Below are 14,165 nucleotides of genomic sequence, written 5' to 3'. Positions count from 1 at the left end.
TTTAATTTATTAAAATTCCAATCGTAGAAAATTTACCAAAAACGGCTTCAGTGTGTGGCGCATCAACAAGCTCATCTGTAAGATCTTGTCCAGCCCAATGTTCATAATGTTTGCCATTTTTCCAAAGTCTCGATTCGCTTAAGTCATAGATTTTCCCCTTATATGCAACCCAGATTTCGGGTTTATCCTGCCCGTTTCTCAATGCAAGCTGCTGTTTAGTGTAAGACTTCATCATCAAAACAACTTCAACTGAGCATTGATCCAGCGCTCAGGAATTTCACCAGATTGAGCCATTTGATAATCTTGATAGCTGCAAGGTATGATAGTAGTACGTTCAAATCTATCGTTATCATTTTGAGGTATTTCCATCCACCATTTTTCACTTCTTTTACTTTTATAAAAAATAATCAAGGACGGATTTGCATCTAGTGAGACGGTATATTTAATGTAATCATTGCTTTTGAAGCTCAGACTATCTTTTCTATCATAAAACCCCTCTATGAAGTACCAGATCATCGTTGCTATCACAGAAGCTGTCTTGTGCCTTGGATCATCATAATATGGCTGATAACCATAGATCCCAAATGAACTCAACTTCTCATTCATCCCTGCAAATCTACATATTTGGCAAGCTTCATCGCCTGTCAGACCGAATGGCTGACCATCTGCAGCTCCTGGAGCATCAGCTGTGTGAATCGCTGATACATCAAAACTCAATAAGTCAGCATTTCGAATAAGTGGTTCTATTTCCTTAAAGTTACTTCTTAATGCCCCTAATCGAATATGATCAAAATAGAGCTTTTCCATCACATTGATCAAATCTTTATCTACTAAAAAGCTTTGATAAGCCAAATGAGTATAATTAAAAAGAAAATTGGGCTGATGTAGTATAATATTCTGTATGTGGTTTTCACAAGGCAACCCGTCTTCATCCATATCGATTTTAGCATCTACAGTCACCATACTTACTAGTTTTTTCATATTTTGATAAGCGAGGTATTGACCATAGTCTAAATCATGAGTTCCGCCTATAAAAATCGGGAGGACTTGACGTTTAATCAAAAACTCTCCAACTGCACTAATAATACTTATAGACTCATCGATTGTTTCTCCAGATTTCAAATCACCCAAATCGACCACTTTATACAAGCCTTCGCCTTTTTTGAGGTGGTACAACTTTTCCCTGATTTCAGCACTTCCTTGCTCAAGGGTATTGGCATTTTTCATACCACGCTTTTCTTTCAATCCAATGATAGCAAGCTGTACACCTTTGATATCAGGAAAGACTTCACCATGATAGTGTATAAAATTAAAGAAAGAATTGTGAGCAAATTTTTGATTGGTGATTTCTTCGGGAACTGGATCAAAGAATGACTTGATATTCATAGGTATATTATACTCAAAGGTCTAATGGAATCAATTATTTATCTGGTAATGTTCTCAGAATAGCTATTTGACTTGTACGCACAAGTGCCACCTGATTCCATAATTAATAGATAGCTCAACCCAAAAATAGTCAAAAAAATGAGAGGGAAATAAAAAAGTCCCGCAAAAGCGGGACTCAATTTATATTATCCTCCGAAGTCATCGAATCTGATATTCTCTTGAGGAACACCCATATCATCTAGCAACTTCAATACTGCTGCGTTCATCAATGGAGGACCACATAAGTAGAATTCAACCTCGTCTGGCTCAGGGTGATCTTTCAGGTAGTTATCATACAATACTTGGTGTATAAATCCTACATAACCATCACCTTCTTTGTCCTCAAGCGACTTTTTAACCTTCCAGTTATCTTCAGGAAGTGGCTCAGAAAGACCAATGTGGAAGGCGAAATTAGGGAAATCTTCTTCAATCGCTCTGAAATGAGGCACGTAGAACAATTCCTTCTTAGATCTACCACCATACCAGTAAGACACCTTTCTGTCAGATTTCTCTGTGTGGAACAAGTGGAAGATATGAGATCTCAAAGGAGCCATCCCAGCACCACCACCGATATAAATCATCTCTCTATTTGTAGGATTGATGTGGAATTCCCCATAAGGCCCTGAAATAGTTACTTTGTCACCTGGCTTCTTAGAGAATACATAAGAAGAGCAAACACCAGGATTTACATCCATCCATTTGTTATTTGCACGATCCCACGGTGGAGTAGCAATCCTAATAGTAAGCATCACGATGTTACCTTCAGCAGGGTGGTTGGCCATGGAGTAAGCTCTGAATAGCTCCTCATCATTTTTCATTACCAAGTCCCATAGACCGAATTTATCCCAGTCGCTTTGATAAACGTCAGCTGGGTGACCCAACTCTGGATGTGGAGTGATATCCATATCCTTGAAATTCACTGTGACAGATGGAACATCTATCTGAATATAACCACCAGATTCGAAATCAAGAGTCTCACCCTCTGGAAGTTTTACTTTAAATTCTTTGATAAATGTAGACACGTTGTAGTTGGAAATAACTTCGCATTCCCACTTCTTAATTCCAAAAATTTCTTCTGGAACTCTGATTTTCATGTCTTGTTTTACTTTGACCTGGCAAGAAAGTCTGACCTTTCCTTGCTTCTCAGCTCTGCTCAAGTGACCTTCTTCTGTTGGAAGAACTTCACCACCACCGTCTTCGATCACACACTTACACATGGCGCAAGTACCTCCACCACCACAAGCTGATGGCAAGAAGATTTTTTTGTTACTCAAGGTGTTCAACAAGGTCGAACCTGCTGAAGTCACAATAGGATTGCTCTCATCACCATTGATGATGATCTTCACATCTCCAGATGAAACCAGCTTAGACTGAGCAAACAAAAGGATAAAAACGAGTAGCAGAATAATCAAAGTAAATGCTACTATCGAGGTAATAATTACTGAACCCATTTATTAGATTGATTTTTACTTTTTTATTTTTCAGTATTTCAGACCCACTTAGGGAATACAAATATATTTATTAATAGATAAAATCGACCATATTCGTAACGAATTTTGACTATTTATCTGGTATTTAGCTATAGGTACAACTGATTAGTTGTTCAAGAGGTTTAGCAAAGTAGTCAATCTGTTCTTCAACTGCCTCCTATCGATGATAAAATCCAAAAATCCATGTTCAAGTACAAATTCAGAACTTTGGAATCCTTTTGGTAAATCTTTACCGATAGTTTCTCTAATCACTCTTGGCCCTGCAAAACCTATCAATGCTCCTGGCTCAGCTATATTAAAATCACCTAACATGGCATATGAAGCGGTCACCCCTCCTGTAGTAGGATCGGTCAAAAGTGAAATGTATGGAATCCCTGCTTTTTCTAGCAAAGCTAGCTTGGCAGAAGTCTTAGCCATCTGCATCAAGCTGAATCCAGCTTCCATCATTCTGGCTCCACCTGATTTGGAAATCATCAAAAATGGTATTTTCTCTTTTAACGAATAGTCTATCGCTCTGCCTATCTTCTCTCCTACCACAGAACCCATCGACCCTCCAATAAAATTAAAGTCCATACATGCTACGACTAGGTCAATCCCATTCATTTTTCCTACCGCCGATCTGACTGCATCATTGAGTTCAGTCTTGCTTATAGTAGCATCAATTCTTGAGCTGTATGGCTTGGTATCCACGAATTTCAATGGATCACCTGACTTCATATTTGCATCTAGCTCTTTGAATTTATTACCATCAAACAATATCTCAAAGTACTCTTTAGAGCCTATTTTGACATGATAATCATCGTCAGGACATACATAAGAGTTTTGCTTAAGCTCTCTGGTATGAATGATATTTCCTTTTGGTGTTTTGAACCACAAGCCGTCAGGAGCATCCTTCTTTTCCTCCGTAGAGGTCTTTATTCCTTTATCTGTTCTTTTAAACCAAGCCATATATTTCTTTAAGTTTTCACCTTAAAATGAAATTCAAGGATTACAAATTTATAGGTAATATCCATTAAATAAAATCCCCAAGTCAAGTATGTACATCAAAACATCATTAAATTACTAAAAATCAACCTATTGAACTATCATCAAAGATTATTAAAACTGGAAGTAATTAATCAATACACAAGAACATTTTATTGAACTTTTGACAATTACCAAATAAAGGAGATATTCATATTCTAAATCACACCATTTTCTATATGAACAGTACACTTTCTTTACTTATAGTCTCGGGATCAATCTTACTGATTGCCTATTTTGTATATGGCAAGTATGTTTATAGAAAATTTGGACTGAACAACCAAAAGCCTTCTCCTGCTCATACCTTAAAAGACGGCATAGATTACATCCCAAGCAAACCCATTGTGGTGCTGGGACATCATTTCGCATCAATCGCTGGGGCAGGCCCAATCGTTGGGCCTATCATTGCATTGACTTTTGGCTGGATCCCCGCAGTGATTTGGATATTGGTGGGCGGCATATTCTTTGGGGCAGTGCACGACTTAGGAAGCATGGCTGCTTCTTTGAGAAATGAAGGAAAATCCATAGGTGTCATCATCCAAAATACGATAGGCTATAGAGGAAAGCAACTTTTCATTCTCTTTAGCTTCTCAACATTGATCCTGATTATTGGTGTGTTTGCAGATATCATTGCCAAAACCTTTGTCAGTAATCCAGGGGTCGCCTCAGCGTCTTTGCTATTTATCCTTCTGGCTGTAGCATTTGGAATAGTAAGCAAACTGATCGGTGACAAGAAGCTTGCATTTGTAGTGATTTCTGTAATCGGAATAGCTTTGATGTATTATTTTGTCTATTTAGGAATGCAAATCCCCATGGCTATAGATTATCAAATGTGGATATATATCCTCTTGGCGTATGCTTTTATCGCATCAGTGGCACCTGTATCTATGTTGCTTCAGCCTCGTGATTACTTGAATAGCTTCTTACTTTATGGACTGATCATCGCTGCAGTGGTAGGTGTAGTTATAGCAAATCCCGCAATAGTCATGGACTCAGAAGTGCATATCAGCTCAGAAAATCTTGGGTACATATTTCCTGTACTGTTTGTCACGATAGCTTGTGGCGCTATCAGTGGATTCCATTCACTGGTTGCTTCTGGCACGACTTCCAAGCAACTTGACAAAGAAAGTGATGCCAAAATAGTGGGTTTTGGAGGGATGTTGATAGAATCCTTTCTTGCCATTATCGCCATCGCAGCCGTGATTGTGTTATCAAGAGCAGAGTACTTGGAGAAAATAGAAACTTTAGGCCCTGTACCTTTATTTGCTAATGGCCTAGGCAATATTATTTCAAGCTTGGGCATCTCAGAAGACTTTGCAATTGGCTTTGTGGCATTGACAGTCTCTGCATTTGCACTGACAACCTTAGATACTTGTACCCGACTAGCAAGATTCACGCTGCAAGAATATTTTGAAGATATTAAGAATCCCATTGGGGCAAAGGTAGCCCAAAACAGGTATCTATCCACTTCAGTAGTTGTCACGCTTGCTGTTTTGCTATTGGGATCGGGAGGATTCAGCATCCTCTGGCCGATATTTGGATCTGCTAATCAGCTGCTCGCAGCTTTAGCCTTACTGACGATTTCAGTATGGTTGATGAAGCAAAAAACCAATGCCACATTTGTCTTGATTCCGATGTTTTTTATGTTCACGGTGACATTGACTTCTTTGGCATTGTTTGCTTGGAAAAATTATCAAGATCAGGTCTATGTACTCGCCGGAATTGCTATTGTGCTATTTCTACTTTCTTTTGCGCTTATTTTCCTGGCAGTGAAGAGTATAAGGAAGGAGATAGGTTTGAAAAGCTGATCATTCTTTCAAAAAATCACATTTTAGTATATTCAGAGGCTTGTCAAAAGAGATCGAAAAACCTAACACTTCGCCCTTTTAAGTAATATGTAAGAGAAAAACAACTAGAATAATCTCCAGACACTTTATATGAAACTACCACCTACATCTAGGAAAACTAAAGGGCGGTTTGTTATATAAAGCAAACCGCCCTTTAAAATTAAACTAGTGAACAAAACTTTTAAACTGACACTTATCCATTTATTTCAGATTCATCTCAACATCAACTTGTAGTTGGATGAACTTGAATTTGTCCGCCAATCGCTTTTAAAACTTTCATTATCGTAGCAAATTGCGGTTTTGCTCCATCAGATAATGCTTTGTATAAACTCGGTCTGCTCATTCCAGTTTCTTCGGCAATTTTTGTCATTCCGATTGCTTTTGCAATATGTCCAATTGCATTAATCACATCAGCGTTGTCCCCTTCTTCTAACACTGTGTTAAGATATTCCGCAATCATTTCCTTACTGTCTAAATAATCCGCTATTTCAAATTTTGAAGTTCCCATTTTTAACTATTTAATTTTCCCCAAATCGCTTTTGCTTTATTTATGTCATTTTGCTGAGTAGATTTATCTCCACCTAATAAGAGAATGATTATCTTTCCATTTTTTTCTTTAAAATACACTCGATAACCTTTTGCGAAATTCACTTTCAACTCTCGAATCCCATCTCCAACTGATTCGCAATCACCAAAATGTTCATCATTCTCTAATTTCTGAATTCTAAACAAAATCTTCGATTTTGCTTTGAGGTCTCTTACCTTCCTTAACCATTTGTCAAATTCAGTGGTTTTCTCAATAAAAAACATAACGATTGTATCTAATTGGATACAAATTTAAACTATTTCTCTGGATAAATTCAATTTGAATTGATATTTATTGCGGTATCAATTATAATACTCCATCACTCTGATTTTAATTTAGCGTTACACTGTAAATCAATCAACACTATTAAATACCCCTTTCACTCTCTTGGGAATCCTCCAAGCCAAATTTACATTGATCAGGTAATCTGCGAAGGCAGCATCTCCATGCCTGCGATTGTCTGGGGTAGAATCTGCTATATCTGTCAGGCTTCTGGTACGGTTTCTTACCAAAGCGATGGGGACATTGACTGTAGTAGTGAAGTTTCCAAGCATGTAGCTCACACCAGGCTCTACTGAAATGATGTATCCAGGCCTTCTAAATCCATCACTTGCTCCTAACAAATCTCTCACTGGCACACCTTCAGCTCTTCCCCCTAGAGAAAGTCCCAAGCCATGCGCAAAAGATATTGGCTTGAATACACCTGCTCTGAATGCGAATTGGTCAGGTACACTCATGATAGCTTCTGAAGCTCGAGCCCTATTTGTCTGGGTTCCATTCGTATTTCTTGGATTGAACATGTAGAAGCCATCATAGTACAAAAAGAAATTGGAAGGTAAATTCCAAATACCTTGGGTATCTACGATCAAGCCCCAGCCTCCATCACCAAGCTGAATGGACTGATCCACTGGCCTGACTTCTGGTGAACCTCCTGGGCCCACATTGTAGAAAGTACTTTGAGCATTATAATCTCCTGTTGGTAATTTGATCCCGAGGCCGATAGCTGTATTCCCTCTTTTAGCCTTTTCGCCAGGTAGCAACCAATAACCAGCCCCCACTCGCATATCAGCTAAGCCTTGAGAATAAGTCATGTGGCGAGAATTCCTTCCATGTTCATACAGTGAGCTTCTTTCATTGTAAGCAAAAGGTAATGAAACGACAGCATAAGCTCGATCTGTCAATGCATAGCTGATATTGAAATCCAGACCATGTGACCAGTTGATCACTTCTGTGTTGTTTGCAACCCTTTGAGGATGCTCTTCTCTTCCACTAAAGTGACGAAATGATCTGAAATATCGATAATTTGAACTGATGTTCCATTCGCCTTTCTCAAGAATATTCCCTTGACCGACAGCATTTCCAATGCCAGAAAATTGCCTGATTGCTACGCAGCCTTGAGCTTTAAGCTCAGAATGATATATTATAAGTATGGCTAATACTAATACGAGTGAATGTAATTTTTTTCTCATAAAATAAATATTGAATGTCAAATGGAGTAAAGCTTAGTGTGTATATCCGTAAAAAACACCAATGAAAAACTTAATCAAAGATTTTCAAAATACAGATACTGAATGAAAACATGTTCTGGTTTTCCAGAATAGATACAATCATAAGGTCAAATCTGCATGAAATCACTTCTCATTGGTGTAAATTCGGTTAATACCTAAAATCCACATGAGCATGTTGTAACCTATAAATTTATAGCAACAATAGACCTTCTAGGTTTCAATCGATTAATTCTAATAACTGATTGGTAGTCAATAAAAACTTTAAAGGTCTTTGGATTTCAGGTAATCATTAAAACATAGAATCATCCAAACCTATTTCAATAAAATCTACAGGACAATTCTTTTCGCCGAATCGAATAGAATTACCAATTGTATAAATGAATAGTACATGTAATATTACCTACAAAAAACAATGTCCAACAAACCCCTTTGATTAACATCATTCTAAGAAAGCATACACAAGTACAACCATACTTGAAGATTAGAAAGAAAATAGATTTGGATGATTAAAATGTCAAACTAACTCGGGAGGAGGAGTGATATTATTGATGTAAATCTGATAATCAGTTGAAAAAATGTAACCTATGAGAATCGTGATATCATCTAACCCAGCACTGAATGTATATGCATACTCAGGCTGTGTAAAATCTTTAACAAATAATTTCGACAAGGTGGAATTTCCATTTTCCGCCGGCACTTCATCAGTTATCAATGAAGCTACCCATTGCTTGACTACTGTGTCAAGCTTTTGCTTTGCAGTATCTGGGACATACACGATCTGCAGGGTATCATTTTGATATCTTTGCTTGATGGCTCGGTAATATTTACCATCTTTTTCAAATTTCGTATTGGTAGCTTGAAAATCAGCTTGATCAGCCATATAAGGAACCGACATGGGGACTTCCAGCATAGCCTCACCTTCTACCTCCGTATCAAAAATTTTATCCACCCAATGAGCTTCTAGAGAATGATTAAAAGAATAATAGAATCCATAATACCCAAAGTGGTACAACGAAAATACGCACAATAAAAATATGGCTATTACTTTTCTCAATTCGTAGGCATTTTTGGGTCACTAAATGTAGTGAACATTTTGTAAAAATTTATTGATGCAAAATTAAAATTTAAAAAAATCTTTAATTTCCATTTCTTGTTGAAATTGAGAAGACGGGGATAAAGGTTTAATTTTATCCTTAGGATGTAAACTATTATTTAAAAGTAATATGTATATACGGAACTTTGCCAGTAACATTGAGAAAATCCGATTTACCTAAATACCGATATTAATTGATATTTGATATTTGTGGATATTGACCATTAGCCACCGAATGAGTCAATAAATTGATTTACTGGCAAAGAAGCGTACAATCATAAAAAGTAAAATAGAAAGTTCACTTAAATTTCCTTCGACGAATGTCCATGTATAGTATTTTTTTGGTTCTAAAATCTTAAAAGGTAAAAATGAACTACATTTTCATCTGGATCTTCTTTACTAACATACAATCCTTCTTTTGCTATGAAATACATTGGAAATAAGTCCACTTCATTGATTTCAAAAATCACTTCCCCAATCTTTTTGTCATTTTCCAAATCATAAATAACTAACCCTTGTCTAACATTGTCTTTTATTTCTTTATAATTTGAAAACTGGTCTGGATTAATTGGGGGTATAACAGCTGCCCTATAGAGATATTTTTTATATAGATCTACGTAAACCCCTGTATATTTACCATTAGAATAAAGCATTTTATACCCATTGTCCGAGTTCACATCTGATTCTTTAACCTTACCTAAAGGCTTAACGAGTCTATGATTCACCCCAAAACTCTTAATTAATGAAAAATCTTTATCGTAAACATATACTTCTTCTTCTGAAGGAAAAGACTGATAAATATAATTATGCTTTACATCCTGAAAAAATTCTATTGCTGTAGAAAGATGAAAGTAATTGTTTCGATATTTTTCTGGAAAACCTATGCCGCTATTCACACTTCTATTTTGAAGATCAAGCTTTTGGGTGACTTTCATTTCATTATAATAATCCTTTTCATAAGGGTTTTTTTCACCTACTCCTTTAATGTAAAGTTGATCCCCTATCATTCCAGAAACACTCTTTGATGTGGGATGAGGTAAGATACTTAAACTTCCATTGGGGCTTTTTAGATCAAATCTATCAATTATTGAACCTGTTGAGTTGAGATGTAAAACCTTATATTGAAAACTGTTTACAATTAAAATGGTGTCTTCATTGATATAATGAAACCCATTCATACGTCCTATACCATTTGGCCCTTCAAGCTCAAATTCAATTTTATCAACCAAAGCTCCATTATTAATGTTAAAGAAAAATATCCTACCATTATTTTTTGCATCAGCAAATAGCAATAGCTCTTCATCATCCTTCTCATAAACTTGAAGGTTGCTTGAATAGGTAGAAGTTTCTTTTAAAGTAATTGTAAATTTGTAATCCAGTTTATATTTCAAGTATTCAAATGATTCATTTTTTTGATTTGAATCTGAATCTTCACTAATCTTGCTACCACATCCAATGCTAAATAATAAAACTAAGGAAATTGTAAAAATTAAGATCTTCATGTATTTGAAATTTGATTGAGAAGAAAAGAAAATCAAATTTAATTTCAAACTATTTTTATAATAAATTTTTCCCGTCTTATTTTCAATGATTTAAAAAAGTGTCATTTTATTCAATCTTTAAAAATCTAAGCTTAACATAACCTATTAAAACTTTCATAGCGGTAGCCAAAAACACTTATATTTTTAAGCCTTTGATGCAGTTTATAAAAAAATCGACCAATAACGATAATCTGCATGATTTTATTGGAAAATTCGCCTTTAGGTGTCATCGTGATTAATCATAATACCTAAAACCAACCTTAGCTTAGATAATCAAAATCAAGGCAATTAAAACAACCAAAGCCAAACCATACACCTTAATCACCTTCATCCGATTGAATCTATCCATGAACCAAAGAACCAATACAGGTCTATACAACCCTAGAATCAGAGATGCACCACTGTAAATGGCAAGTATAATTAGAAATATCCTTATTGCTTCTTTCATGAATCCAATTCATCATTTAGTTTAATATCGTAGCAAGATCCTATAAAAAATAATGCAAGTCCTTCTTGGTAGGAAAAGAGTTGACAAACTAGACCAAAAGTAAAAAAGGAACTTCCGAATGAAAGTTCCTTTTTGATATTTTTCAATTTATTATTATTTCTTTCTCTTGATTTCTTGCATCATGTAGCCTTCGATCGTATCGTCTATCAAGATATCGTTGAACTTCTTGATAGAAATACCACACTCATATCCTGCCTTCACTTCTGCTACATCATCTTTGAATCGCTTCAACTGATCGATCTCTCCATCATGTATAACGATACCATCTCTGATAACTCTGATTTTATTCTTACGTGTGATATATCCATCCGTCACATAAGAACCTGCTACAGTACCTACCTTAGAGATTTTGAACACTTCTCTCACCTGAATGTTACCAGTGATGACTTCTTCAAACTCAGGCTCAAGCATACCCTCGATAGCATCTTTGATCTGATTGATCGCATCGTAGATGATAGAGTAATGTCTGATTTCGATTTCTTCTTGTTCAGCAAGTCTCTTCGCATTGGAAGAAGGGCGCACTTGGAAGCCTAGGATGATCGCATCAGAAGCAGATGCCAAAAGAACATCTGACTCAGAGATCTGACCTACACCCTTATGGATGATATTGACAGACACTTCATCTTTAGACAACTTCAATAAGGAATCAGAAAGTGCTTCCACTGATCCATCCACGTCACCTTTGATGATGATGTTGAGCTCCTTGAAGCTACCGATTGCCAAACGACGACCGATTTCATCCAAGGTAATATGCTTCTTGGTTCGCATGCTTTGCTCACGAAGTATTTGTTCTCTTGAGTTAGCGATTTCTCTAGCTTCTCTTTCAGAGTCAAATACCTTGAAGGTATCACCAGCTTGAGGTGCACCAGCAAGACCGAGTACCTGTACTGGAGTAGAAGGCCCAGCTTCTTTCAGTCTTTTGCCTTTGTGATCAGTCATGGCTTTTACTTTACCATAATGCTGACCAGCAAGCATCACATCACCAACTCTCAAGGTACCTGCTTGTACCATAACAGTAGCTACATATCCACGCCCTTTATCCAAAGATGCTTCTACTACAGTACCTACAGCATTTTTGTTAGGGTTAGCTTTGAGTTCAAGAACTTCAGCTTCAAGCAATACCTTTTCGAGTAATTCGTCAATACCAGTTCCTACTTTGGCAGAGATATCTTGAGACTGGTATTTACCACCCCATTCTTCCACCAAAAGGTTCATATTCGCTAGCTGCTCCTTGATTTTGTTAGGATTAGCATTCGGTTTATCGATCTTATTGATAGCGAAAATCATCGGTACACCAGCTACTTGAGCGTGATTGATCGCTTCTTTGGTCTGTGGCATGATGTCATCATCAGCAGCTACCACAATGATTGCTACGTCAGTGATTTTGGCACCCCTAGCCCTCATCGCTGTAAAGGCTTCGTGACCTGGTGTATCCAAAAACGCAATTTTATCTCCATTGGTCGTAGTAACATCATAAGCACCGATGTGCTGTGTGATACCACCTGCCTCATCGCCTGTGATTTTTGATTTTCTGATATAATCAAGCAAAGACGTCTTACCGTGATCGACGTGACCCATGATCGTAACGATAGGTGCTCTATCCAATAGATCATCTGGGCTATCTACCTCTTCGATAGTGTTCTCTTCCTCATCCGGCTTGGTGAACTCTACCTCATAGTCAAATTCATCTGCAATGATGGTGATTGCCTCAGCGTCAAGCCTTTGATTGATAGATACGAACATTCCCAATGACATACAAGTTGAAATCACCTGATTCACAGATACATCCATTAGAGATGCAAGGTCATTCGCAGAGATAAACTCCGTTACTTTTAATATCTTGCCTTCTTCAAGTCCATCTTCAAATTCTCTATTTCTCTCGGCTTTCTTGTCCCTTCTGTTCTTTCCTTTTCCTCCAGATTTACCCCCACCTTGTAGTCTAGCAAGGGTTTGTTTGATCTGATCTTGAATTTCCTTTTGGGTAGGTTCTGCCTTTTGAACCCTATTTTGTTGAGGAGTACCTTTGCCACCTCTATTGCTTTGATTTCTTCTGTCACGAGGATTATTACCTCCTCCTTGTCCACCTTGACCACTTGGCGCACCTTGGCCACCGCCTTGACCAGCAGGTCTCGACTGTCCTCCATGCCCACCACTTTGAGGCTGACCAGGCTTATTTGGCTGTCCCTGTGGATTTTTATCTATTCTTTTACGAACCCTCTTCTTTTTGTCTTTATTTCTCTCATCGGAAGAAGCTACAGGTTTCCCCTTTTTCTTGGCTCTATCTACAGGAAGCTCGATTTTACCCAATACCGTAAGACCTTTCAGAGAATCTGCTTTAGCTTCAATCAATTGATTTGCTTCTGGAGCCGGCTTATCAAGTTTCTCTGCCTTTTCTTGAGGCTTTTCTTCAGCCTTCACTTGAGGTGGAGACTGAGGCTTAGGCTGTGGGTTAGGATTTGGTTTTTGAAAATCCTGTTTCGGCTTTGGTCTATCTTTTGGCGTATTTGCGTCAGTCGAAGTGGGAGTAGAAGCAGGTTTTTGTGATTTAGCGTTGTCGTGATGCTGAGGCTTCACAGCCTGAGGTTTGTTTTCTACTTTTTCTTCGACTTTCTCCGTAGAGATAGGTTTTTCTGTCATTTCCTTTGCCACAGGCTTAGGAGCTGGTTCTTCTTTCTTTACAGGCTCAGGCTTAATCTCCTTTTTAGGATTCAGATCAATCTTACCCAATACCTTAATTCCTGGAAGTTTTGGAGCTTCGACAGATTGCTTTGGCTCATCTTCCACTTTAGCAACTGGAGGCTCTGGCTTTGCAGGCTGCGGTGTTACTTCTTTCTTCTCCTCTTTGACTGGCTCTACCTTTTTGGCAGGCTCCGCCTTTGGCTCTTCCCGAGCCTCCGACTCAGCCTCGATTGTAAAAGTCTCATGGTGTCTTTTACCTATCGATAGATGAGAAGCCTCTTCCTTTTCTTGGGCAGAGGATTTGAATTCCTTCGCCAACATGTTGAATTGATCCATGTTGATTTTGGAATTTGGATTATTTTCGACTTCAAAGCCCTTTTTTGCCATAGAATCCACCAATGTAGAAATTCCTACATTGAGTTTTCTGGCAACTTGGCCAAGTCTCATCATTCTTTCTTCTGACAT

The 14,165-nt window shown here is 37.6% G+C and carries 12 protein-coding genes; 1 reads left to right on the top strand and 11 read right to left on the bottom strand.

The genetic code is table 11. The annotated features are described in order from the left end of the window. Window position 1: 1 nt before the first annotated feature. From MM214_RS10735 to accD, 4 genes are all read right to left on the bottom strand, one after another. Window positions 2-232 (bottom strand): cytochrome b5 domain-containing protein, encoded by a 231-nt coding sequence (locus tag MM214_RS10735; RefSeq protein ID WP_241295551.1) that lies wholly within the window; start codon window positions 230-232, stop codon window positions 2-4. A gap of 2 nt (window positions 233-234) precedes the next feature. Next, on the bottom strand, window positions 235-1,386 hold the full coding sequence (locus MM214_RS10730) for a formimidoylglutamase (protein ID WP_241295271.1): 1,152 nt from the start codon (window positions 1,384-1,386) through the stop codon (window positions 235-237). A gap of 185 nt (window positions 1,387-1,571) precedes the next feature. After that, a complete protein-coding gene (gene nqrF, locus MM214_RS10725; protein ID WP_241295268.1) occupies window positions 1,572-2,876 on the bottom strand; it encodes an NADH:ubiquinone reductase (Na(+)-transporting) subunit F in 1,305 nt (434 codons plus the stop codon). A gap of 144 nt (window positions 2,877-3,020) precedes the next feature. Then, window positions 3,021-3,863, bottom strand: a complete 843-nt coding sequence (accD, locus tag MM214_RS10720; protein WP_241295265.1) for an acetyl-CoA carboxylase, carboxyltransferase subunit beta — start codon at window positions 3,861-3,863, stop codon at window positions 3,021-3,023. 254 nt (window positions 3,864-4,117) lie between these two features. Between accD and MM214_RS10715 the strand changes: the two genes are divergently transcribed. Beyond that, window positions 4,118-5,746, top strand: a complete 1,629-nt coding sequence (locus MM214_RS10715; RefSeq protein WP_241295262.1) for a carbon starvation CstA family protein — start codon at window positions 4,118-4,120, stop codon at window positions 5,744-5,746. Between the two features lie 262 nt (window positions 5,747-6,008). Here the strand turns inward: MM214_RS10715 and MM214_RS10710 are convergent, their stop codons facing one another. From MM214_RS10710 to infB, 7 genes are all read right to left on the bottom strand, one after another. Beyond that, window positions 6,009-6,293, bottom strand: a complete 285-nt coding sequence (locus MM214_RS10710) for an addiction module antidote protein (RefSeq protein ID WP_241295259.1) — start codon at window positions 6,291-6,293, stop codon at window positions 6,009-6,011. Between the two features lie 2 nt (window positions 6,294-6,295). Further along, window positions 6,296-6,595 carry a type II toxin-antitoxin system RelE/ParE family toxin gene (locus tag MM214_RS10705; RefSeq protein WP_241295256.1) on the bottom strand — a complete coding sequence of 100 codons (300 nt, stop codon included), beginning with the start codon at window positions 6,593-6,595 and terminating at the stop codon, window positions 6,296-6,298. A 129-nt stretch (window positions 6,596-6,724) separates the two neighbouring features. After that, the gene (locus MM214_RS10700; protein WP_241295253.1) at window positions 6,725-7,840 is read right to left on the bottom strand and encodes a hypothetical protein; all 1,116 of its coding nucleotides are present in this window, start codon (window positions 7,838-7,840) and stop codon (window positions 6,725-6,727) included. A gap of 553 nt (window positions 7,841-8,393) precedes the next feature. Next, window positions 8,394-8,933, bottom strand: a complete 540-nt coding sequence (locus tag MM214_RS10695; protein WP_241295249.1) for a hypothetical protein — start codon at window positions 8,931-8,933, stop codon at window positions 8,394-8,396. A 386-nt stretch (window positions 8,934-9,319) separates the two neighbouring features. Further along, window positions 9,320-10,474: a DUF4221 family protein gene (locus tag MM214_RS10690; protein WP_241295246.1), complete on the bottom strand. Its 1,155-nt coding sequence runs from the start codon at window positions 10,472-10,474 to the stop codon at window positions 9,320-9,322. A gap of 304 nt (window positions 10,475-10,778) precedes the next feature. Next, window positions 10,779-10,961, bottom strand: coding sequence for a hypothetical protein (locus MM214_RS10685; protein ID WP_241295243.1), 183 nt, complete (start codon window positions 10,959-10,961; stop codon window positions 10,779-10,781). Between the two features lie 153 nt (window positions 10,962-11,114). Further along, the gene (gene infB / locus MM214_RS10680; RefSeq protein ID WP_241295240.1) at window positions 11,115-14,165 is read right to left on the bottom strand and encodes a translation initiation factor IF-2; all 3,051 of its coding nucleotides are present in this window, start codon (window positions 14,163-14,165) and stop codon (window positions 11,115-11,117) included.

Source organism: Belliella kenyensis (genome assembly GCF_022549675.1).
Classification (GTDB): domain Bacteria; phylum Bacteroidota; class Bacteroidia; order Cytophagales; family Cyclobacteriaceae; genus Belliella; species Belliella kenyensis.
The sequence above is the reverse complement of the archived record's forward strand: the minus strand, read 5'-3'. Positions and strand labels throughout refer to the sequence as shown.

Excerpts from the sequence above, each read along its gene's own strand:
- MM214_RS10690 (WP_241295246.1), bottom strand. The coding sequence starts at position 10,474 with ATGAAGATCTTAATTTTTACAATTTCCTTAGTTTTATTATTTAGCATT.
- nqrF (WP_241295268.1), bottom strand. The coding sequence starts at position 2,876 with ATGGGTTCAGTAATTATTACCTCGATAGTAGCATTTACTTTGATTATT.
- MM214_RS10685 (WP_241295243.1), bottom strand. The coding sequence starts at position 10,961 with ATGAAAGAAGCAATAAGGATATTTCTAATTATACTTGCCATTTACAGT.
- MM214_RS10705 (WP_241295256.1), bottom strand. The coding sequence starts at position 6,595 with ATGTTTTTTATTGAGAAAACCACTGAATTTGACAAATGGTTAAGGAAG.
- accD (WP_241295265.1), bottom strand. The coding sequence starts at position 3,863 with ATGGCTTGGTTTAAAAGAACAGATAAAGGAATAAAGACCTCTACGGAG.
- infB (WP_241295240.1), bottom strand. The coding sequence starts at position 14,165 with ATGTCAGAAGAAAGAATGATGAGACTTGGCCAAGTTGCCAGAAAACTC.
- MM214_RS10710 (WP_241295259.1), bottom strand. The coding sequence starts at position 6,293 with ATGGGAACTTCAAAATTTGAAATAGCGGATTATTTAGACAGTAAGGAA.
- MM214_RS10715 (WP_241295262.1), top strand. The coding sequence starts at position 4,118 with ATGAACAGTACACTTTCTTTACTTATAGTCTCGGGATCAATCTTACTG.
- MM214_RS10730 (WP_241295271.1), bottom strand. The coding sequence starts at position 1,386 with ATGAATATCAAGTCATTCTTTGATCCAGTTCCCGAAGAAATCACCAAT.
- MM214_RS10700 (WP_241295253.1), bottom strand. The coding sequence starts at position 7,840 with ATGAGAAAAAAATTACATTCACTCGTATTAGTATTAGCCATACTTATA.
- MM214_RS10735 (WP_241295551.1), bottom strand. The coding sequence starts at position 232 with ATGAAGTCTTACACTAAACAGCAGCTTGCATTGAGAAACGGGCAGGAT.